At 39.3% G+C, this 21488-nt stretch carries 20 protein-coding genes, 18 tRNA genes and 1 pseudogene; 3 read left to right on the top strand and 36 right to left on the bottom strand.

Annotation, left to right across the window (positions count from 1 at the left end; translation table 11 throughout):
- Positions 1–11: 11 nt before the first annotated feature.
- The 4 genes from AB3I72_RS09885 to efp form a co-directional block, all read right to left on the bottom strand.
- Positions 12–1148: a cystathionine gamma-synthase gene (locus AB3I72_RS09885; RefSeq protein ID WP_368023889.1), complete on the bottom strand. Its 1137-nt coding sequence runs from the start codon at positions 1146–1148 to the stop codon at positions 12–14.
- A 13-nt stretch (positions 1149–1161) separates the two neighbouring features.
- The gene (locus tag AB3I72_RS09890) at positions 1162–2079 is read right to left on the bottom strand and encodes a PLP-dependent cysteine synthase family protein (protein WP_137685718.1); all 918 of its coding nucleotides are present in this window, start codon (positions 2077–2079) and stop codon (positions 1162–1164) included.
- Between the two features lie 89 nt (positions 2080–2168).
- A complete protein-coding gene (locus AB3I72_RS09895) occupies positions 2169–2306 on the bottom strand; it encodes a hypothetical protein (RefSeq protein WP_002366057.1) in 138 nt (45 codons plus the stop codon).
- Between the two features lie 169 nt (positions 2307–2475).
- Positions 2476–3036 (bottom strand): elongation factor P, encoded by a 561-nt coding sequence (gene efp, locus AB3I72_RS09900; protein ID WP_002355202.1) that lies wholly within the window; start codon positions 3034–3036, stop codon positions 2476–2478.
- A gap of 354 nt (positions 3037–3390) precedes the next feature.
- On the opposite strand from efp, the gene AB3I72_RS09905 reads away from it, so the two are divergent.
- Positions 3391–4038 (top strand): FusB/FusC family EF-G-binding protein, encoded by a 648-nt coding sequence (locus AB3I72_RS09905; protein WP_002408654.1) that lies wholly within the window; start codon positions 3391–3393, stop codon positions 4036–4038.
- Between the two features lie 37 nt (positions 4039–4075).
- Here AB3I72_RS09905 and AB3I72_RS09910 read toward each other — a convergent pair whose 3' ends face one another.
- The 3 genes from AB3I72_RS09910 to fabF all read right to left on the bottom strand — a co-directional run bounded on the left by AB3I72_RS09910 (position 4076) and on the right by fabF (position 6862).
- Positions 4076–5044, bottom strand: a complete 969-nt coding sequence (locus AB3I72_RS09910) for a dihydroorotate oxidase (RefSeq protein ID WP_162783146.1) — start codon at positions 5042–5044, stop codon at positions 4076–4078.
- A 143-nt stretch (positions 5045–5187) separates the two neighbouring features.
- Positions 5188–5622 (bottom strand): 3-hydroxyacyl-ACP dehydratase FabZ, encoded by a 435-nt coding sequence (gene fabZ, locus AB3I72_RS09915; RefSeq protein ID WP_002355197.1) that lies wholly within the window; start codon positions 5620–5622, stop codon positions 5188–5190.
- 1 nt (position 5623) lies between these two features.
- The gene (gene fabF, locus AB3I72_RS09920; RefSeq protein WP_002358339.1) at positions 5624–6862 is read right to left on the bottom strand and encodes a beta-ketoacyl-ACP synthase II; all 1239 of its coding nucleotides are present in this window, start codon (positions 6860–6862) and stop codon (positions 5624–5626) included.
- A gap of 297 nt (positions 6863–7159) precedes the next feature.
- Between fabF and fabI the strand changes: the two genes are divergently transcribed.
- A complete protein-coding gene (fabI, locus tag AB3I72_RS09925) occupies positions 7160–7912 on the top strand; it encodes an enoyl-ACP reductase FabI (protein ID WP_202522288.1) in 753 nt (250 codons plus the stop codon).
- Positions 7913–8010: 98 nt separating this feature from the next.
- On the opposite strand, the gene AB3I72_RS09930 is transcribed toward fabI, so the two are convergent.
- The 5 genes and pseudogenes from AB3I72_RS09930 to AB3I72_RS09950 form a co-directional block, all read right to left on the bottom strand.
- Entirely contained in the window at positions 8011–8424 is a 414-nt protein-coding gene (locus tag AB3I72_RS09930) for a DUF4809 family protein (RefSeq protein WP_002389555.1), read from the bottom strand.
- A gap of 29 nt (positions 8425–8453) precedes the next feature.
- A complete protein-coding gene (locus tag AB3I72_RS09935) occupies positions 8454–9389 on the bottom strand; it encodes a cation diffusion facilitator family transporter (RefSeq protein WP_016614499.1) in 936 nt (311 codons plus the stop codon).
- A 142-nt stretch (positions 9390–9531) separates the two neighbouring features.
- Positions 9532–10206, bottom strand: coding sequence for an HD domain-containing protein (locus AB3I72_RS09940; RefSeq protein ID WP_002408651.1), 675 nt, complete (start codon positions 10204–10206; stop codon positions 9532–9534).
- Between the two features lie 12 nt (positions 10207–10218).
- Positions 10219–10731, bottom strand: a complete 513-nt coding sequence (locus AB3I72_RS09945; RefSeq protein ID WP_002355189.1) for a DNA-3-methyladenine glycosylase I — start codon at positions 10729–10731, stop codon at positions 10219–10221.
- Between the two features lie 12 nt (positions 10732–10743).
- Positions 10744–11234: pseudogene (locus AB3I72_RS09950) on the bottom strand (methylated-DNA--[protein]-cysteine S-methyltransferase).
- Positions 11235–11344: 110 nt separating this feature from the next.
- Between AB3I72_RS09950 and AB3I72_RS09955 the strand changes: the two are divergent.
- Positions 11345–11938 carry a bifunctional transcriptional activator/DNA repair enzyme AdaA gene (locus tag AB3I72_RS09955; protein ID WP_368023890.1) on the top strand — a complete coding sequence of 198 codons (594 nt, stop codon included), beginning with the start codon at positions 11345–11347 and terminating at the stop codon, positions 11936–11938.
- Between the two features lie 17 nt (positions 11939–11955).
- On the opposite strand, the gene AB3I72_RS09960 is transcribed toward AB3I72_RS09955, so the two are convergent.
- The 24 genes from AB3I72_RS09960 to AB3I72_RS10075 all read right to left on the bottom strand — a co-directional run bounded on the left by AB3I72_RS09960 (position 11956) and on the right by AB3I72_RS10075 (position 21478).
- Positions 11956–12699, bottom strand: coding sequence for an alpha/beta hydrolase (locus tag AB3I72_RS09960; protein ID WP_368023891.1), 744 nt, complete (start codon positions 12697–12699; stop codon positions 11956–11958).
- A gap of 137 nt (positions 12700–12836) precedes the next feature.
- On the bottom strand, positions 12837–13655 hold the full coding sequence (locus AB3I72_RS09965) for a histidine phosphatase family protein (protein ID WP_002355185.1): 819 nt from the start codon (positions 13653–13655) through the stop codon (positions 12837–12839).
- A 20-nt stretch (positions 13656–13675) separates the two neighbouring features.
- Positions 13676–15142, bottom strand: coding sequence for a glycoside hydrolase family 1 protein (locus AB3I72_RS09970; RefSeq protein ID WP_002373156.1), 1467 nt, complete (start codon positions 15140–15142; stop codon positions 13676–13678).
- A gap of 122 nt (positions 15143–15264) precedes the next feature.
- Positions 15265–16695 (bottom strand): 6-phospho-beta-glucosidase, encoded by a 1431-nt coding sequence (locus AB3I72_RS09975; RefSeq protein ID WP_002355183.1) that lies wholly within the window; start codon positions 16693–16695, stop codon positions 15265–15267.
- 23 nt (positions 16696–16718) lie between these two features.
- On the bottom strand, positions 16719–18617 hold the full coding sequence (locus AB3I72_RS09980) for a beta-glucoside-specific PTS transporter subunit IIABC (protein ID WP_368023892.1): 1899 nt from the start codon (positions 18615–18617) through the stop codon (positions 16719–16721).
- 73 nt (positions 18618–18690) lie between these two features.
- On the bottom strand, positions 18691–19533 hold the full coding sequence (gene licT, locus AB3I72_RS09985) for a BglG family transcription antiterminator LicT (RefSeq protein WP_002355181.1): 843 nt from the start codon (positions 19531–19533) through the stop codon (positions 18691–18693).
- A 242-nt stretch (positions 19534–19775) separates the two neighbouring features.
- Positions 19776–19847, bottom strand: a tRNA-Glu gene (locus AB3I72_RS09990).
- 15 nt (positions 19848–19862) lie between these two features.
- Positions 19863–19950: transfer RNA gene (locus AB3I72_RS09995), tRNA-Ser, on the bottom strand.
- Positions 19951–19960: 10 nt separating this feature from the next.
- A tRNA-Ile gene (locus AB3I72_RS10000) sits at positions 19961–20034 on the bottom strand.
- Positions 20035–20047: 13 nt separating this feature from the next.
- Positions 20048–20118, bottom strand: a tRNA-Gly gene (locus AB3I72_RS10005).
- Positions 20119–20132: 14 nt separating this feature from the next.
- Positions 20133–20205 (bottom strand) — tRNA-Phe (locus AB3I72_RS10010).
- Positions 20206–20210: 5 nt separating this feature from the next.
- Positions 20211–20284 (bottom strand) — tRNA-Asp (locus AB3I72_RS10015).
- Between the two features lie 48 nt (positions 20285–20332).
- Positions 20333–20406: transfer RNA gene (locus AB3I72_RS10020), tRNA-Met, on the bottom strand.
- A 33-nt stretch (positions 20407–20439) separates the two neighbouring features.
- Positions 20440–20529, bottom strand: a tRNA-Ser gene (locus AB3I72_RS10025).
- Positions 20530–20541: 12 nt separating this feature from the next.
- Positions 20542–20613 (bottom strand) — tRNA-Glu (locus AB3I72_RS10030).
- A gap of 14 nt (positions 20614–20627) precedes the next feature.
- Positions 20628–20701, bottom strand: a tRNA-Ile gene (locus AB3I72_RS10035).
- 9 nt (positions 20702–20710) lie between these two features.
- Positions 20711–20781 (bottom strand) — tRNA-Gly (locus AB3I72_RS10040).
- Position 20782: 1 nt separating this feature from the next.
- Positions 20783–20859 (bottom strand) — tRNA-Asp (locus tag AB3I72_RS10045).
- Between the two features lie 38 nt (positions 20860–20897).
- Positions 20898–20971, bottom strand: a tRNA-Met gene (locus tag AB3I72_RS10050).
- Between the two features lie 33 nt (positions 20972–21004).
- A tRNA-Ser gene (locus AB3I72_RS10055) sits at positions 21005–21094 on the bottom strand.
- Positions 21095–21127: 33 nt separating this feature from the next.
- Positions 21128–21201, bottom strand: a tRNA-Ile gene (locus tag AB3I72_RS10060).
- Between the two features lie 20 nt (positions 21202–21221).
- Positions 21222–21295, bottom strand: a tRNA-Met gene (locus tag AB3I72_RS10065).
- 23 nt (positions 21296–21318) lie between these two features.
- Positions 21319–21391, bottom strand: a tRNA-Ala gene (locus AB3I72_RS10070).
- A 13-nt stretch (positions 21392–21404) separates the two neighbouring features.
- Positions 21405–21478, bottom strand: a tRNA-Pro gene (locus AB3I72_RS10075).
- Positions 21479–21488 lie beyond the last annotated feature (10 nt).

Raw genomic sequence — 21488 nt, forward strand, 5'->3', positions numbered from 1 at the left:
GGGCCTTTTGTTTATGCTTGTAATCCCTTTTCTAAATCAGCCAATAAATCTTCGACTGCTTCAATTCCTACAGATAAACGAATGAGTCCATCTTTAATTCCCACAGCTTCACGATTTTCTTTGGGAATAGATGCGTGAGTCATAATGGCAGGTACTTCAATTAAACTTTCTACGCCACCTAAACTTTCCGCTAAAGTAAAAATTTCCAACGTTTCTACGAAAGGAACGACTTGCTCATCCTTGGCTAATTCAAAAGAAATCATACCACTAAACCCCGACATCTGTTTTTGTGCAATTTCGTGACCAGGATGACTCGCTAGTCCTGGATAATACACCGTTGCTACAGCTGGATGCGCTTCTAAAAATTCTGCGATTTTTTGAGCATTTTGGGCATGCGCTGCCATCCGGACGCCTAATGTTTTTAAACTACGTTGGACCAACCAACTATCATGTGGTCCTAAAACAGCGCCAATCGCATTTTGTAAAAAAGCAATCTTTTCTGCGCTTTCTGGATGATTCGTTACGACTAAACCAGAAACTACATCACTATGGCCCCCTAAATATTTTGTCCCGCTGTGAACCACAATATCAGCACCTAACGTTAACGGCCGTTGAAAATAAGGCGTCGCAAATGTATTATCGACAATAGTTAACAACTGATGTTTTTTAGCAAGCTTAGCCGCCGCTTCAATATCTGTAATTTTTAACAGTGGATTACTTGGTGTTTCCAAAAACAAGGCTTTTGTATTTGGCTGAATTGCGGCTTCAATTGTTGATAAGTCACTGGCGTTTACAATCGTGTAGCTTAACCCATTTGCCACAAATACTTTATCCAATAAACGGAAACTCCCCCCATAGACATCGTCACCTAATAAAATATGATCTTCGGGTCCAAACATAGAAATGATTGCATGGATACCAGCTAAGCCTGAGCTAAACGCAAAGCCATGGCTCCCACCTTCTAACTCAGCAATTAAGGTTTCTAACGCGTGACGTGTGGGATTACCTGAACGAGAATATTCATATTCTTTGGGCTGGCCCACGCCATTTTGTTCAAAGGTTGATGTTTGATAAATAGGAACACTCACTGCACCTGTTGTTGTATCTTTACTAATGCCGCCATGAATTAATTTGGTATTGAATTTCATAAAAGTTTTCCTCCTAAGAATAAATATTTTTTGATAAATAACGGTCACTACCGTCAGGAAAAATAGTTACAATTGTGCTGCCTGCTGGTAAGCGGCGCGCCTCTCTTAATGCCGCCGCAAACGCTGCGCCGCTGGAGCTTCCCACCAGCAAAGCGCTTTTCTTGGCTAATTGTTTGACCCAGAAAAAACCATCCTCGTCTGAAATGGTATAAAAGCCGTCCACAGGAATCTGTTTAAGAAAAGGCGGCACGAACTCCACGCCAATACCTTCGATTTCATGTCCGTGTGCAGGTCCGCCATTTAAAATTGAACCTTCTGGCTCCACGCCCCATAATTGCGTCTTACTATTTTGTTCTTTGAGATATCTGCCAACACCTGCAAATGTTCCACCACTGCCTAAACCTGCGACAAAGCTAGTAATCTTCCCGCCTAGGTCTTGAACAATTTCAGGTCCTAATCCTTCGTAGTAAGCAGCAGGATTATCCGGATTTTCAAATTGTAACGGCACGTAACTATTAGGAATTTCCTTGGCTAAGTCTAGAGCACTAGTTATCGCTCCGACAATCCCTTGCTCTGTTGGCGAAGGGACAATTTTAGCACCTAACGCTTGCATCAGCTGTTGTTTTTCCTGACTAAATTTTTCTGGCACAACAAAGATTGTCTTGAGGCCCAGTTGACTGGCTGCTAATGCCAGGCCAATCCCTGTATTCCCCGCTGTCGGTTCAATAATTGTTGTGGCTTGATTTATCTTTCCCGTTTTCATTGCTTCTTTGAGAAGATGCACACCAAGCCGATCTTTGACGCTGCCACCTGGATTCAAATATTCTAGTTTCGCATAAATTTTAGTGCCTTCTGGCATAGGATATTGTTCACTTGTAAATTCAAATAATGGTGTTGCTCCGATTGTGTCTAAAATTGACTGAACAATCATAGCGAATTCCTCCTTCTAATACATGTACATAAAACAAAAAGGTGCTGATCGCATCAGCACCTTTTTTGTTTATTTCTGGTTGTCTAGATTCAGAGAGGAATCGTGTTAGGCAATTTTTCAGAAATAACGGAGGTTTTCCCCATCACAAAAGAGTATGCTGCACTATTTTGCACCATACAACAACAGCTTTCCGTTTCTAAAAAAAGGCTAGCTTGTTTTTTCGTCATGGTTGATTTCCTCCTTCGTCATGTGTTGACCAAACTATACCATTTCCCATTTTCTAGTGTCAACGATTCTAACGATTGCTATTTCCTATCACACCAATGGTTTTCTTATAGGTAAAAGAATTAATAGACCAAAAAAAAACAGAAGGCTAGCCTTCTGTTTTTCTGCTACTTATTTAGCACGTTTTAAATACGTACCTTCCGCAGTATTGATTTCTAATAATTCGTCTGCTTCAACAAAATCTGGAACGTTAACAACTAATCCTGTTTCCATTGTAGCAGGTTTACCAGAACCAGTTACTGTTGCGCCTTTGATTGAAGGTTGCGTTTCAGCAACACGTAAGATTACCGTTGTTGGTAAAGTTAAACCAATGACTTCTTCACCATAAAATTGAATTTTTACTTCCATATTTTCTAATAAATATTTTAGTTCTTCTTCAATTAAAGCAGTTGGTACTTCATATTGTTCATATGTTTCTAAATCCATGAAAATAGCCATATCATCTTGGCTGTATAAATATTGAACCGGTTTTGTATCGATGTGCGCTTTTTTCACTTTTTCATCTGGGCGCATTGTTGTATCTGTTGTTGAACCCGTACGAACATCTTTTAATTTCATACGCATAACCGTGTTACCTTTACCTGGTTTGTGGTGGCTAGCTTCCATTACTTTAATTAATTTGCCGTCTTGCTCAAAAGTCATACCGGCTTTTAAATCGCTTGCTGCAATCATTGTAATTTCTCCTTTTCTCTGGTTAATTCTTCATTATTGTAGCAAATAACCTAGGATTAATCTAGGAAATCACGTATCTTTTTTAGAAGTTTATCACTCCCCAGACATTGAATTGGGAAATAAAACGAGTTTAACTTGCCTTTTTTCTTGAATTGCGTTAGAATTACCAAGCTTTCATCAATTATTTTCACTTTTTACATAGAAAAAATCAATCATTAAAGGGGGTGATGATATGATACGTCAAACGCTATCTTTATCAAAAACACATGAGGTTGTCTGTCACTAAACATACGTTGGTGAGACAAATTGCCTTTCAGCGTATGTACTCGGTCTATTTGAAAGGAATTTAAAATCATGAACCCAACTATTCAACCTTACCAATTTAACATAATTAAAGAACAAGTCGCTGTGTTAATGAACACCTATACGTCTGTTAACGATGCTACGACTGTCAAAACTGTCCAGGCCCTATGTGCCGAAAAAATCAATGGGTTATTTCCAGAAGAACACCCTGCTGTTACGATTTTGTTGGACAAAGTGATGGATCGTCGTTTAACACGCGCACGTGCTGAAAAATATTTAGATGAATTAAAAGAAACCGTGTTGCCCTTTAAAGAACCTTCAACACCACAAGTCACGAAAGTCTTTCGCAAAGTGAAAAAGTTAAAGATTCCTGAGTGGGAAAACATGGATTTACGGAACAATACCTATGTCGGTTGGAACGACGCTGGGACTCAGAAAAAATTTATCTTAGCTTATCGAGAAAATAAATTAATCGGCGTCCACGGCACCCTTTCACCCACCATTGTTAAAGGTGTTTGCTCCATCTGTCAAACAATCACGAATGTGTCTATGTTCCTAGCTACCACCAAATCAGGCGGCGACGGAACCTACACGAAAAAAGGCAATTACATTTGCCATGATAGCGACACCTGTAATCAACAATTAACACAACCTGAATATTTGGAAGCCTTTATGGAAAATGTTAAGGCTGTGAAATAACAAAAAACCGTCAAGAAAATTTCTTGACGGTTTTTTGTTACATCTCTTTCAATTTCCCACGAAATTCTTCAATACTTTCATAACCTTTTGCTGCCATGATTTCTTGTAATTCTTTGGCTAGACGTTCAAAAACTTGTGGACCTTCTTGATGCAATTGTGTGCCAACTTGTACTAATGTCGCACCACATAAAAGATGCTCAAAAACATCCTTTCCGCATGTAATACCGCCCGTTCCAATAATTTTGATTTCTGGTTTCAAACGTTGCGCAAACGCACGAACATTGGCTAACGCTGTTGGTTTGACATATTCGCCGCCCAGTCCACCGAAGCCTCCTTTTGGTTTAATGACCACTTCTTCCTTGTCACTGTCAATATATAAACCATTACCGATGCTATTAATACTATTCACGTATACTAAAGGGAATTTATTTAAAATTTCAGCCATTGTGTCAAAATGTGCAATATCAAAAAATGGGGGTAATTTTACACCTAATGGTTTAGTAAAAAATTGGAAAACTTCTGTTAAAAGCTTTTCTGTTAATTCAAAATCATAAGCAATTTGCGGTTTACCAGGTAAATTGGGACAAGACAAATTAAATTCTGTCACTCCTGTGTATTCACTTTCTTGCACTTTTTTTAAAATAGCGATATTTTCCTCATAATTCATACCAGATACAGATAAAAAGCGTAACTCCTCAGGAAATTCCTTTTGACGTGCAATCTGATAATCTAAATAATAATCAATCCCTAAATTAGGCAAGCCCATTGAGTTAATACTTCCTAATGGTGTATCAAAATACCGTGGCTCCTCATTGCCCTGACGAGGATTAGGTGTTGCCGTCTTAGCGACAAAAGCACCTGCTTGAGAAGCCGCTAACTCGTCCATTTCCTTAATTGTCATACAATGAATGCCTGATGCGTTCATTAACACATTCGCCAATTTATGTCCCGAAAACTCTACTGAAATATCCAAAAGAAAAACCCTCCTGTAAATTGTTTTACTCATAAGCTTACCACCTTCACATAAGCTTTTTATGATTATAGCATGTTTTTTTGCGTTAGTGTTATTTATATAAATTTAAAAAGGAATAAGCCAATATACTTATTCCTTTTCTTAGGGAAACTAACGTATCCAAAATTGATTGATTCTTATCGTCCCACAATAAACGTCAATTCACATTCGCAGACCTTTTTATCTTCCACGTAAGCAGTCGCTTTGCCGATGCCGACAAAGTCACGTAATTTGACGATTTCAAAATGTAATTTCAAGACATCACCAGGGACCACTTTTTGACGGAATTTGGCCTTGTTGATACCGCCAATATAGGCCGTTTCACCTTCAAATTGATCCATTTTTAAGATTAAAATCGAACCTACTTGTGCCAATGCTTCAATAATCAAAACGCCTGGCATTGTTGGATTTCCAGGGAAATGTCCTTGGAAAAATTCTTCGTTAATTGTCACATTTTTTGTTGCAATAATCTTTTCATTTGGAATAATTTCATCCACATAATCAATATAACAAATCGGATAGCGATTAGGAATCATTTCCATAATTTCTGTTGCAGTCATTACTTTTTTCATACTAGTTTTCCTCCCATTTCTTCAAGCAAATTACACCATTATGGCCACCAAAGCCAAACGAATTACTAATTGTATAGTCCGCTGTAATGTCACGTGCACCTTCTGTGACATAATCTAAATCACAATCTGGATCAGCAACTTGGTAGCCTACTGTCGGATGAGCTTTTCCTTCTTGCAATGTTTGCACACAAGCGATCGCTTCGATACCGCCAGCCGCGCCCAATAAATGTCCAGTCATACTCTTTGTACTTGAAATTGGAATTTGCGATGCTCGCTCACCAAAGACACGTTTGATGGCCGTTGTTTCCGCAGCGTCATTCGCTGGGGTTGACGTACCATGAGCATTGATATACCCAATTTGTTCCGGCGTAATCCCTGCTTCCGCAATCGCCATTTCCATCGCAGCCGCCGCGCCACTACCGTCTTTTAAAGGAGCGGTCATGTGGCTAGCATCACAGTTGCTGCCATAGCCAACAATTTCGCCGTAGATAGTTGCGCCACGTTTCTGTGCATGCTCGAGTTCTTCTAAAACCAGCATTCCTGCGCCTTCACCCATCACAAAACCTTTTCGTTCTTTATCAAAAGGAATCGAAGCCCGAGTCGCATCTTCTGTTGTATTTAAAGCATTCAATGCTGCAAAGCCTGCAATCCCAATTTCACATACTGTGGCTTCTGTGCCACCAGTTACCATCATGTCCGCTAAACCATATTTAATCGTGCGAAAAGCTTCACCAATCGCATTCGTCGCAGAAGCACAAGCAGTCACGATAGTTTGAGAAGGTCCTTTTGCACCTAGACGAATCGAAATATTTCCCGCTGCCATATTAGCAATTACCATAGGCACGAAAAATGGTGTTACGCGTTTTGCGCCTTTTTTATCCATTACCCGTACTTGGTCTTGTAAGGTAGTCATCCCGCCAATCCCACTACCGACAATCACACCTAAACGAGTCGGGTCAATCGTTGCTTCTGTTAAACCACTCATTTCCCACGCTTCTAAAGCAGCGACCAAGCCATATTGAGAAAATAAGTCCATTCTTTTTTGCTCTTTGCGTTCTAAAACAGCACTTGGGTCAAACTCTTTCACTTCACCAGCCAAAGCTACCCCAGTATCTTCAGAATCAAATTTAGTAATTTTACCAATTCCTAGCTTGCCATCCACTAGATTATGCCAAAATTCTTTTACGGTATTGCCTAATGGTGTTACGGCACCCATGCCGGTTATGACCACTCTTTTCATACTGTACCTCCGAGTTTATTTTGATTATCAAACTATTATTTCATGCGGTTTCCAGCACTTTTTCTCAAAAAATAAGAAAAATAGTTTGACTTTCAAAGTATTTTGGTTAATAATTCAGACATCAGGAAAAATGTCTGTTTTTTTCAAGATTAGAAAATTGAGAAGATTTTGTTATCATTCTCACACAGATAATACCAGTTGAAATTTTATTCGTCAACTCAATAAATGTAACTTTTACATTTTGATGAAGAAAAGCCTATTCTATCAACAAAAATTTTTTATTAAAGGAGATTTTATATGTTTTTACAAAATAAGAATGTCGTCGTAATGGGTGTTGCCAACAAAAAAAGTATTGCTTGGGGCTGTGCAAAAGCATTAAAAGATCAAGGGGCTAATGTTATTTATACGTATCAAAACGAACGCATGAAAAAGCAAGTGGTTAAATTAGCAGATGAAAATGATTTGTTGGTGGAGTGCGATGTTGCTTCTGATGCGTCCATTCAAGCAGCCTTTGAAACAATTAAAAACGAAGTGGGCACAATCGATGGACTAGTCCATGCGATTGCTTTTGCCAAAAAAGAAGAATTGTCTGGAAACGTTAGTGACATCACTCGTGATGGTTTCCTATTAGCACAAGATATTAGTAGCTACTCTCTTTTAGCAGTCACTCATTATGCGAAACCTTTTTTAAATCCTGGTTCAGGAATTGTCACATTGACGTATTTAGGTTCCGAACGTGCGATTCCTAACTACAATATGATGGGGATTGCTAAAGCTTCTTTAGAAACTGCCGTGAAATATTTAGCTTTTGAATTAGCTGCAGATAAAATTCGTGTCAACGGAATCTCCGCAGGAGCGATTAAAACATTGGCTGTGACTGGTGTAAAAGACTACGATCAATTGATTAGTATTTCTAATGAGCGGACACCAGATAAAACAGGTGTAACCATTGAAGAAGTCGGAAACACTTGTGCCTTTTTAGTCAGTGAACTAGCTAGTGGTGTGGTCGGTGACATCATTTATGTCGATAAAGGCGTTCACTTAACTTAATCATTTTTTGTCTTTATTTTCTATTTATACATTAAAAAACAGAGATTGGACAATCTCTTTCACTCATTGATTGTCCAATTTCTGTTCTATTTTGTACTTTATTCTATAATAAAATTGACAGTTTCAATTCCAAAAACAGTTGTTAGGATTTGATTGACTTGTTCAAAAAGTTTTGGTAAATCTTCCAGTTTATTTTTAGATTGGATTTTTTCAGAACCGTTATCGTAGCTTAAATGATTGTACGTTTCTTTAAAGGTTACTGCTGTGTCTTCTTTTCGATAAAGGATATATTCGTCATCTAGCATATCCATTTGCAGCTCCTGTTTAAATCCATTTCTGGCAACAACAGCAGAAACTAGATGAGCAACAGTCAAGCCATCTAACGGAATGTCCACTCCATTCATTGCTAATGTGTAGACGGTATCTTCCACTAAACCACAGGCGTTGCAACCACCACTGGTTAAATCTACTGTACTTGTTATAATTGCCTCTTGCATCGTTTCTTCCCCCATATTGTTTTTTAAAGTTATTCTTTCATTTGTTATTTACGAACGTAATTCACATCATAATCGTCAACTTCAATATAGATATAGATTTTTTTATCAGGCATTTTACTGCGAATGTCTCGTTCAATCGCATTCACAACATCAGGTGCATCTTCTTCCATTGGTTCTACCACATCAATTTTTGCCGCTACTAAAATTTCAGTTGGGCCTAAATGAACGGTTTTTACATCAATTAGTTTTTCAACATCCGCCCGATCAAATGCGGTTTTAATTTTTGCTAAATCTGTAGCGGTCACACTTTCACCTATAATCAAACTATAAAATTCTTTCGCTAAGAAAATGGCTGCACACATTAATAGTAAACCAATCAGTAAACCACTGATAGCATCAAATGCAGCAATCCCAGTTACCATCGTTAAAAGGGTCCCCACCAAAGCTAAACACAAACCAATAACCGCACAAAAGTCTTCCGTAAAAATAATTAAAATTTCACTGTGACGACTTTCTCGCAAAAATTTTAAGAGCGATAACTTCTCTGTATTCAATTCTTTGATTTCTTTCATCGCTACACGCAACGAGCTACCTTCCACAAGCAAACCAAAAATTAAAATACCAATGACAATAGTCACATTTTCTACTTCATGAGAGGGATGCAGTAACTTCTGAATAGCCTCCATTACGCCTAACGCACCCCCACCAAAAAAGAGCATCGTTGCAACAATTGTACTAAAAAAGTATTTTGCACGGCCTTCTCCAAATTGATGTAACGCACTTTGTCCACGAGAAGCGCGCTTATTCCCAAAAAGTAATAATACCTGATTACTACAGTCCACGACACTGTGGATACTTTCATTCATCATAGCGGTACTACCACTTAAAGCAAAACCAACAAATTTACTAATCGCTACTAAAATATTCGCAATCAGTGCGGCAATAACTGCAAACATGCCACTCGATTTTTTTGTCTCCATAATTACCTCCTATATGTAACGTAAAACTAAGATAAACCACCCGTTTATTCATCCATCATTTTACCACTTCTGAGGTATTTGTAAAAAAGAGTTCTCTTAAAATTCAAAAAGAAATGTACTGACTGTTTTAGTTGGCCCTCATTTATCGGTGTCCATCCCACTCTTGATAAAATTCCTCCAGATAAAGTTCCATAAATTGATGACGCTTTTCCGCCAATAAGCGACCATAATTTGTATTCATTTGTTCCTTTAACTTTAAAAGTTTCTCATAAAAATGCATAATAGCAGTATCTTCCCCATTCCGGTATTCTTCTTGGGTTAACTGTTCACGAGGTTGTTTGTGAGGATCGTGAATTAAACGGCCTTTATTTCCCGAATAAGCCATCACCCGTGCAATTCCAATTGCGCCGATGGCATCTAGTCGATCCGCATCCTGGACCACTTTTCCTTCTAATGTAGTGACTGTTTTCCCAGTATTTCCTCCTTTAAAGGACATATTAGCAATAATGGAAAGGATGTGATTCGTTTGCTCTGTTGATACGTCATTCGCTTCCAACCATTGTTGCACCTTTAGCAAGCCAGCCTCTTCACTTTCGTTAAATTTTTCATCGCCAATATCATGTAACAATGCTGTTAATATACATAAAAATAAATTTGCTTGTTCTTTCTCTGCAATTGTTTTTGCTAATTGTGTCACTCGATAAATATGCCACCAGTCATGGCCACTTGCTTCGTTGGCTAATTCTTGTTGAACATAACGCTCTGCTGCTTGAATAATTATTTTTTCTTCAAAACTAAGAGATTCATTTTCAAACATCCTAACACTCCTTTATTCTGGATTTAAAATTTCCACCTGGATAATCCCGCTAGCTTTCAGAAACATATTGGTGACAATCGGACCTACAAAAGAAAATCCTCTTTTTTTTAAGTCTTTTGCTACGTTATCTGACAAAAGCTGTGTGCGTGGGACTTGGTATGCTTCTTCATAAATAGATAAAACGGGGACGTTTTTTACAAATTGCCATAGATAATTGGCAAAACTGCCAAATTCTTCTTGTACTTTTAAAATTGCTTGCGCATTTTTAATGGTTGCTTCAATTTTGCGCCGATTGCGAATCATATCTGGATCAGCTACTATTCGATCGACTTCGTCAGGCAACAGCGCGGCAACTTTTTCCGGCTTCATTTGGCAAAAATTTTTCATGAATGCTACTTTTTTCCCTGCTGCTGCTTTCCAACTTAACCCAACTTGAAAAACACCCACCGTCAACAATAAAAACAGCAAATCATCCTCTCTTGTCGGTTTTCCCCATTGTTCTGTATACCATTGATAGTTGTTCATCGCCGCCTCCTTTTAAGACTGTTCAAATGTTAATAATGCTTGTTTCATTGCTAAACCACCACGGTAACCGGTTAATTGTCCCTTGCTGCCGATGACTCGATGGCAAGGAATGACCATTAATAAAGGATTTTTCCCAATCGCTGTGCCAACTGCTCGAACCGCACGTGGACGCCCAATTTTTTCTGAAATTTCTTGATAGGTCATTGTCTCACCATAAGGGATTTCTTGCAACGCCTGCCAAACTTCTTTTTGAAAGGGCGTTCCTTCGATGTCTATGGGGCAAGCAAACGTTGTCGAATGTTGGTTAAGATAACTTATTAATGCTTCTTTATAAGGCGCAGTTTTTTTTCAGAAGCTTCTAATTGTGCTTGAGGGTACCAGTTTTTCAGCTCTTCTATCGATTGATTGGCTGAACCTACAAAAGCTAGTCCAGCGTCTGTCACACCAAGATAATAGTGATCGTTCTGCCATTCTTGTTGCGCATAATAAATCTTTTTTGCCATATTTCTACACTTCTTTCTCGTGTTTTCTTATCTTCATTATAATTCTTTTGGCTTTCAAAATCTTGCGCTCCTATCACTTTTTACTTGTTTTTATTAGGGATTCTTTTACAATGAAGAAAACGGGAGGTGTGCTTACAATGAAAACAACGTATCGACTTACTCAGAAACGTTGGGAAGCCATTCAAAATAATAATACGCAATTTGATGGTGATTTTTTTTATGGTGTGACCACAACTAAAATTTTTTGTCGTCCTTCGTGCCCTTCCCGTGTGCCCAACAAGAACCACGTTCTGATTTTCAAAACGGCTCAGGAAGCTTTAACACTTGGTTTTCGTCCATGTAAAAGATGTCAACCAACCGGGCAAGTCGTTCCTAACAAGGAATGGGTTGCTCAAATTAAGCAATTTATTGATCGGCATTCAGCGGAACCTTTAAGTTTAGACTATTTAGCGCAAGCCTGCCACGGTAGTCCCTTTCATTTGCAGCGAACCTTTAAGGAACAGACGAAACAAACCCCATTAGCTTATTTAACAAGTGTCCGAATTAGGCAAGCCCAAGAATTGCTTCTCCATTCACCCCTTACGATTCAACAAATCGCGAAAAAAGTTGGCTTCCAAACCGCAGCATATTTTGCCACCACTTTTAAAAAAGAAACAGGCGTAACCCCCTCTGTTTATCGCAGTAAAAATGAGCCGAAAAAATAACATTTCGGCTCATCGAATTATTTATTGGGGCGTGATTGTAGCCACGCTACAATCAATTGACTGATTTCTGTTTGCTGTTGCTCGTTAGAAATTGTCGCTTTGTTGTCTCCTTTTTGGACACCGTAATTACCAAACCCTGCATGGTTACCACCTTTGATAGATACATACTGCGTATCTTTTGGCAAAAACTGTTTGGCTTTTTGGTAGCTAGTCCAATTTAAAACACCATCGTTTGTGGCTGTTATTGACAGAACCGGCAGTTTTTGCTTGTTTAGTGCACCTTTTTCGTCAGGATAGCTGGCTAAATAAATCATGCCTTTGATTCGTTGCTCATTTTCCGCTACAAAACGACTAGCCATCACACCACCCAGAGAATGCCCAGCCAAAACGAAGTTTTGTTGTGGATGATCCTTTATAATTTGTTCTGCAGCATTTGGTGCAAGAACCGCTAAATTCAAAGGAAAATGAACAACATAGACATCATAACCTTTCGTAGCAACTTCTTGCGCCCATTCACTATAACTAGCGGGCGCAACCAATGCACCTGGATAAAAAATCAGTGCTGTATCATTTTTTTGCCCGTTTGTATAATAATCATAGTTTTTTTCTTGCGTGGCACTTTGGCTTATTTTTAAGGCTGAATCGGTTGCTTGATACGTACTATTTTTAATAAAAATAGTCAAACCGATGATTAAGATTACTAAAAAAAGCCCGAGTCCTAGGACAATTTTTTTCCAACGTGATTTTGTTCTATTTTTCATCTCATTTCCTCCCAATGAAAAAATTCTTCTTTCTGATTCTACCTTTAATAAAAAAAGAACACAACAATAGGAGTTGGTGAAGCAATCCTTCTGTTGCTCCACCAACTCCTAACTAGACCGTTTCTCGATGCCAGGGATTATTTTGATTCTTTTTCGCCTGCTTCTAAGTAGCTGACATCATTGACTTTATCCAAAGTATACTCGCCATTTTTGTAATGAATCGTTGTAACACTAGCATTCTTCAAACCGCCTTCTGGGACTTTAAAATCATCAAATAAAGTTGCTAACAACGCTGAAATACTCAAGCCATGAGAGACCACTAAAACATTGCCATTCCCAGAATTGGCTGATTCTGTGGCAACAATTTTATCTAAGCCTTTTTTTAAACGTTTGGTAATTGTAGCATAGTCTTCTGCAGGCCAGTTATTCTTGCTTTCCTCGCGCTGTTGATCCAGTTTAGCTACGCTGTTGGCAAAGGATTCAGGAGTCATGTTTTTCATAAATTCTTCTAAGGAAACACCTTGATCATCAGCAATATCCTGCCACATTGTCTTGTTTAAATCCCCTTCATAGCTACCAAAATTAAATTCACGTAAATCTGGGTCACGCACGACTTCAAGGTCTTTGCCTGCTTTATTTTGATCTAAAATAAGTTGAGCAGTTTGCAAGGCGCGGCCACTATCACTACTATATGCATTTTGAAAGGCAACATCTTTCAGACCAATCCCAGTTGCTGTCACAACTTTTTCACCTTCTGGTGTTAAGACCGCATCTGACCATCCTTGTACGCGGTCCGTCGTATTTAACATGGTTTTTCCATGGCGCACAATGTAAAGAGTTAGTTCTTCAGGTTTTGTCTCTTTTTCTTTTGTCGTTGCTTGCTGATTTTTACCACAACCAACCATTACTAAAATGGCCAGAAAAAGCATCCCCACAATCGTCAATCGTTTTTTCATTTTTTATTTCCCCTCATTTTCTACTCAGTTGTTAAGTTTTCACCATTACTAGCGATAACTTGTTTGTACCAATTAAATGATTTTTTCTTAGTTCGTTTCAAGGTTCCCTGACCTTCGTCATCCATGTCTACATAGATAAAACCGTAACGTTTTTTCATTTCGCCAGTCCCTGCTGAAACTAAGTCAATACAACCCCATGGCGTATAACCAATTAAGTTAACCCCGTCTTCTTCTACTGCGGTTCTCATGGCTTCAATATGTTGTTTAAAATAATCAATGCGGTAATCGTCGACAATCGAGCCATCCTCTTGCAATGTATCCACCGCACCAAACCCGTTTTCAACCACAAACAATGGCATATTGTAACGATCTGACAACTGACACAATGAAATTCTTAACCCTAAAGGATCGACAGCCCAACCCCATTCAGATTCTTGCAAATAAGGATTTTTAACCGCAGGCATTTGGTTGCCTCCGACATATTTTACTTCTTCGGGATAAGCAGTCGAAACAGTCGACATATAATAACTAAACCCGATATAATCAACTGTTCCTTTTTGAATAATCGCTAAATCCTCTGACTCCATTTGAATTGTCATTCCTTCACGCTCAAATTCTTTGAGCTTATGCGCTGGATAATAGCCCTTAGCCTGGACATCCATATAAAATTCTTGCTCTCGGTTAAATTGAACAGCTGCCATCACGTCCTCAGGTTTGCAGGACAAAGGATAACTTGGGATATAAGCCACCATCATACCAATCTGGAAATCTGGATTGATGGAATGTCCCAATTCAACTGCTTTCGCACTTGCTACAAATAGATGATGCGCTGCTTGATATTTACTTTGTTTATCATTATTGTGAATCCCAATTTGCGTCCAACTTCTTAAAAAATTAATTTCATTAAAAGTCATCCAATACTTCACTTTATCCTGATAACGCGTAAAAATGGTTTCGCAAAAGAAAACAAAGAAATCAATCACTTCACGATTTTTCCAACCATCATATTCATCGGCCAAATACATCGGAATATCAAAATGGTTAATCGTCACAACGGGCTCAATTCCATGGCGCAGCAAAGTATCAAAAACTTTATCATAAAAGGCTAAGCCTTCTTCATTAATCTCTTTTGTTCCATTTGGGCAAATCCGGCTCCAGGCGATAGACAGCCGAAAACATTTGAAACCCATTTCTGCAAATAAGGCGATATCTTCTTCGTAATGATGGTAAAAGTCCGTCGCTACATGACTAGGGTAGTATAACTCTTCATCGATATAACCAATCGCTCCTTCGGGTAATGCTTGATCGCGCGTACACGAAGCTTTTTGGCCCTCTTTAGTTAAATACGTAATCCGTCGCGGTTCTGTTTGACTACCACCAGTAATTGCATCTAATGTACTCAGACCTTTGCCTCCTGAAAGGTAGCCACCTTCATATTGGTTAGCAGCTGTTGCACCGCCCCATAAAAAATTTTCTGGAAATCCCATAAAATCCCTCTTTCCCTCTGTTTTTAGGCATCACAAAGAAACCATCAAGGGAATTGACACTGGCAGAAGAGTCCTTGTTTTTTCTACCAACGTCAAACGCCCTTTAATAGTTGCTAATTTTATTAATTACTTAAATCTTCACCATTTGTTGCGATTACTTTTTTGTACCAATCAAACGATTTCTTCTTGCTTCGTTTTAACGTACCATTTCCTTCGTTATCGCGATCCACATAGATAAAGCCATAGCGTTTTTTCATTTCACCTGTTCCAGCTGATACTAAATCAATACAGCCCCAAGTCGTATAGCCTAACAAGTCGACACCATCTTGTTCAACGGCATCTTTCATCGCTTGAATATGCGCCGCCAAATAATCGATACGATAATCATCGACTACATAACCATTTTCGTCTGGTGTGTCTACCGCTCCTAAGCCATTTTCAACAATGAATAGTGGTTTTTGATAACGATCATATAAGTCATTCATCGTAATTCTCAAACCAAGTGGATCAATTTGCCAACCCCATTCACTGGCTTTTAGATAAGGATTTTTCACAGAGGCAAAGATGTTACCAGCTGTTTGTTCATTAATTTCTGGATCTGTTGATGTGACACGAGAAGAATAATAAGAGAACGAAATGAAGTCCACCGTATGTTCTTTTAAAAGTTCTTCGTCGCCTTCTTCCATTTCAATTTGAATACCTTTACGGGCCATTTCTTTTAAAGCATACGCAGGGTATTCCCCACGTGATTGGACATCAATAAAGAAATAATTTTCACGATCTGCTTGTCGAGCAGCGAAAACATCTTCTGGTTTACAAGTATAAGCGTAGTTGGAACCAGCCGCTAACATACAACCTACTTGGTTTTCAGGATCTACCTCATGAGCAATTTTTGTCGCAATTGCACTTGCTAGTAGTTCATGATGAGCCGCTTGGTATTTCACTTGTTCTTTGTTTTCGCCTTCTTCAAAGTATAGACCAGCTCCCATAAATGGTGCATGTAAAATCATATTAATTTCGTTAAACGTTAACCAATATTTGACTAATCCTTTATATCGGTTGAAAATTACACGGCAAAGATTTTCATAGAAACCTACTAACTTACGACTACGCCAAGCGCCATATTCTTCCACTAAGTGCATTGGGCAGTCAAAGTGTGTAATCGTTACTAGTGGCTCAATCCCATATTTATGACATTCTTTGAATAAGTCTTCATAGAACTTCAAGCCTTCTTCATTCGGCTCTGTTTCATCTCCCATTGGAAAAATTCGACTCCAAGCAATGGATAAACGGTATGTTTTAAAACCCATTTCACCAAATAAGGCGATATCTTCTTTATAGCGATGATACATATCAATTGCCTCTTGTGCAGGATAGAAATGTTCTTCATCAAAGTTAAACATTTTCTTTTCACCAGTGATTACTGGAAAACGATCTGGACCCGTTGGCGCTAAATCGACATTTGCCAAACCGCGTCCGCCTTCGTTATAGCCACCTTCACATTGATTGGCTGCTGTTGCGCCACCCCATAAAAAGTCTTTTCTAAATGCCATAAATTCTCTTCCTCCACATCTTTTTATATTAAAGCGGTCAGCAAATCATCACTTGTTGAAACTTCATTACTGCCGACTTCCAAAATATCTAAATAATCCGCTGTATTCGTCACAACGATTGGAATTTGTGTACTAAACCCAGATTTTTTAATTCCTTCTAAATCAAAGGTTACTAATGTTTGACCTTTTTTCACGCGGTCACCTTGTTTTACAAAAGCTTCAAAGCCTTCGCCTTCTAATTGAACTGTATCAATCCCAATATGAATCAATAATTCTGTGCCGTTATCTGAAATCAAACCTAATGCATGTTTTGTTGGGAATAGTGTGACAATCGTTCCATCAAAGGGTGCAACCACTTTACCTTCCGTTGGTTCAATCACGACCCCATTTCCTAATGCTCCATTTGCAAAAGCAGGATCCTCTGCATTTTTTAAAGATAACACTCGTCCTTTGACTGGACTTGTAATATTTTCTTTTTTAATCGTTGTTTTATCAATAATCACTTCTTCTTCCTCAACTGTATTGTCTTTCCAGAAGAAGAATGTTAGACCAAAACCAACGACCGCTGCAATGGCAATTGCAATAAAGGACTGGATCATCCCACTTGCATCATCACCATTGATAAAGTTTAGCACACCAAAAATTCCTAAACCACCCATTGTATAAGCTGTCACATTGTTGATCATCAAATATAAACCACCGACAGCGCCACCAATCATTGAATAAATAAATGGCCATTTTTTTGGTAAAGTGATTCCATAAATTGCTGGCTCTGTTACACCAAAAATACCAGAGATAATTGCTGGCGGACACAAAGCTTTTAACTTTTTATCTTTCAATTTGAAGAACATCGCTAAAACAACCGCTGTTTGCGCAAAACTAGCTGCAAATGATCCCGTTAATACTTGGCTTGAACCTTCTTGTGTCACTTGCATAATAGCTAATGGCACAACGCTCCAATGTAAACCAAAAATAACTAAGACTTGCCAGAAGAAACCAAGAATCAAACCATACAAAGCTGGTGAGAAACTCATTAATGCTGTAAAGCCAGCGCTTAATAAATCTGTTAGCATGCTAACGATTGGCCCAATTACTAAGAAACCAATTGGTAAGGCAATCAACAAGACGAAAAACGGTACTAAGAACGTTTGAACAACTTCTGGAATAATACGTTTAAACACTTTTTGAACTTGTGCCGCAAAAGCAATAATGAAGATGATTGGTACGACACTACTTGTATAGTTCGCACCGACCCAAGGAATCCCCATAAATGTATCATAGGCAGGTAAGCCGAATAAATTATACGGCGCTGCGGCTCCCGCACCCGCTGTTGTTTCAAAGGCCGTTTGTAATGCACTTCCTTGAATCGTTGGGTAACATAAAGCTGCGCCAATCACGATCCCTACCATTGGATGCAACCGGAATTTTTTAGCTGCTGTATAACCTAAAATAACTGGCATAAAGTAGAAAATTGCATCGCCAATCCCATTTAACATGGTATAAGTCCCTGACGTAGCCGTATAGAGCTTTAAGAAAACCAATAAGGCATTTAACCCTTTGACCATCCCAGCCGCTGCTAACGCCCCTAAAAAGGGTTGGAAACAACCACTTAAAATATCTATTAAGCGATCAAATAAATTCCCACTGGAAGCTTCTTCTTCACGTTCTCCTGACAAGCCTGCAATACTAACTACTTCTTCATAAACGGCTGGAACATGGTTCCCAATAACGACTTGGTATTGTCCACCGCTTTTCATAACAGTTACCACACCGTCCATATTTTTTAAGACATCATCATTCGCTTGACTCTCATCTTTTAATTTGAAGCGAAGACGTGTGATACAATGTGTCAAACTATTAATATTCTCTTGCCCACCGACATTTTTTACAATTTTTTCTGCTAGTTCATGATATTTTCCCATCTTTTTTTCCTCCAAAAATTTATTTTCATTTGAAGGTTTAGCCAACTGAATGTCACTATCCAAAGTGGTGCGTTTATTGTTCCGTTGTTTGTACAATTCGTGCAATGTGAATCGTTAGGTACAAGCGTTCTTCATTTGAAACTTGATAGTCATAGTTCTCATTTAAATACAAGCTGATCTTTTCCACGCAACGATAGGCGTTGAGATATTTCTTTTTAATTACCGCATACAGTTCTTCATCATCATTTTCGACAACTTCACGTTGGTGTAATAAGCGATAACAGAAAAATTTTAAATGTGTGCTAAATCGATAAAAGTAGACAGAGTCCTCATCAAAACTTACCTTAAAATAGTATTTGACGATATTTGTAATCTCTTGCATCAACTTTGTCAATTCGTAAATATTACCGACTTCTTCCTCCATCTCCGCATTCACCAAGTGCAATGCGATAAAACCTGCCTCATCCGTTGACAATTCCATTCCTACGCGCTTTTGTACCATTTTTAAAGCATTTACTCCTACTTCGTACTCTTCAGGAAAAAAACGTTTAATATCCCATAATAATAAATTCTTAATTGCAATTCCTTGTTTTTTTCTTTCTAAAGCTGTGTACAAATGATCCGTCAGAGAAATATAAATGGTATCATTCAAACTCTTTTTCAACGTTGATTTTGCATAAACAATAATGTCATCCGAGAGTTTCATCATCTCTAAAGGAATATTTCCTAACAATTCTTGAAACTTAAGTGATGTTTCTTGATTGGCTAAATAAAAAACTTGATCGATGCTTTCATCAGGAACCCAATCACCAATGCGTTTCTTAAAAGCAATTCCTTTGCCCATAACAATTTGCTCTCGTTTATCATCATCTAATGTAATAACCACATTATTGTTTAAAATTTTGTGAATAATCAATGCCCCACCTCCTTTGTGTTTCGTTGAAAAAAGAAAAACCCAATTTCTTCAAAAAGAACGACACACCTGTCGCTTCATGAAAAAATTAGGTTTAGCTTGTCTTTAAACAATCACTATCCATCTATTTACTTATCCCTACATCCAAAGAATAACATATTTACAACAAATGTCAACGCTTTCAACGACATTTTTTTGTAATAAAAATAAAAAAAGCATACAAACAATGTTTGTATGCTTCACTATGACCCGTACGGGACTCGAACCCGTGTTACCGCCGTGAAAGGGCGGTGTCTTAACCGCTTGACCAACGGGCCATTAAAAAGAAAAAACGGAGAAGGAGGGATTTGAACCCTCGCGCCGGTTTCCCGACCTACACCCTTAGCAGGGGCGCCTCTTCAGCCACTTGAGTACTTCCCCAAGAAATAAATGGGCCTAAATGGACTCGAACCATCGACCTCACGCTTATCAGGCGTGCGCTCTAACCAGCTGAGCTATAGGCCCCAAATAAGAAAAAAGCGGGTGACGAGAATCGAACTCGCGACAACAGCTTGGAAGGCTGTGGTTTTACCACTAAACTACACCCGCAAATTTTTCTTGGATGGCGCGGGACAGAATCGAACTGCCGACACATGGAGCTTCAATCCATTGCTCTACCAACTGAGCTACCGAGCCAAAAACGGTCTGGACGGGACTCGAACCCGCGACCTCCTGCGTGACAGGCAGGCATTCTAACCAGCTGAACTACCAAACCAATTCGTTTTTGCTTTATGCAAATGTATGCTTTAAAAAATAAAAGCAATTGCGGGGGCAGGATTTGAACCTACGACCTTCGGGTTATGAGCCCGACGAGCTACCTGACTGCTCCACCCCGCGATAATTAGACCAAGGAAAATTGATTCCTAAGAAAGGAGGATAAGGGATTCGAACCCTTGCACGGTTTTACCCGCCTGACGGTTTTCAAGACCGTTCCCTTCAGCCGGACTTGGGTAATCCTCCGTAACAAAACTATGACCCGTACGGGACTCGAACCCGTGTTACCGCCGTGAAAGGGCGGTGTCTTAACCGCTTGACCAACGGGCCATTTTATAAAATTATGGGCCTAAATGGACTCGAACCATCGACCTCACGCTTATCAGGCGTGCGCTCTAACCAGCTGAGCTATAGGCCCAAAAAGAAAAGCGGGTGACGAGAATCGAACTCGCGACAACAGCTTGGAAGGCTGTGGTTTTACCACTAAACTACACCCGCATGGCGGTCTGGACGGGACTCGAACCCGCGACCTCCTGCGTGACAGGCAGGCATTCTAACCAGCTGAACTACCAAACCATACTTTTCTTTTTATGTGCTTTTGAAATCAAAAGCAATTGCGGGGGCAGGATTTGAACCTACGACCTTCGGGTTATGAGCCCGACGAGCTACCTGACTGCTCCACCCCGCGATAATTAGACTAAGGAAATTTAATTCCTAAGAAAGGAGGATAAGGGATTCGAACCCTTGCACGGTTTTACCCGCCTGACGGTTTTCAAGACCGTTCCCTTCAGCCGGACTTGGGTAATCCTCCATGATAAAAATAATACTATAAACAACGTCACAATGGACCTTGTAGGACTCGAACCTACGACCGGACGGTTATGAGCCGTCTGCTCTAACCAACTGAGCTAAAGGTCCAGGCTCTTCCAAATGTATAATCGCGGCGGAGGGGATCGAACCCCCGACCTCCCGGGTATGAACCGGACGCTCTAGCCAGCTGAGCTACACCGCGAAACTCTTATATTAAAATAAGAATGGAGCCTAGCGGGATCGAACCGCTGACCTCCTGCGTGCAAAGCAGGCGCTCTCCCAGCTGAGCTAAGGCCCCATGAAAATTATTATCGGGAAGACAGGATTCGAACCTGCGACCCCTTGGTCCCAAACCAAGTGCTCTACCAAGCTGAGCTACTTCCCGTATATAACTA

Source organism: Enterococcus sp. GC34 (assembly GCF_040886645.1).
Taxonomy (GTDB): domain Bacteria; phylum Bacillota; class Bacilli; order Lactobacillales; family Enterococcaceae; genus Enterococcus; species Enterococcus faecalis.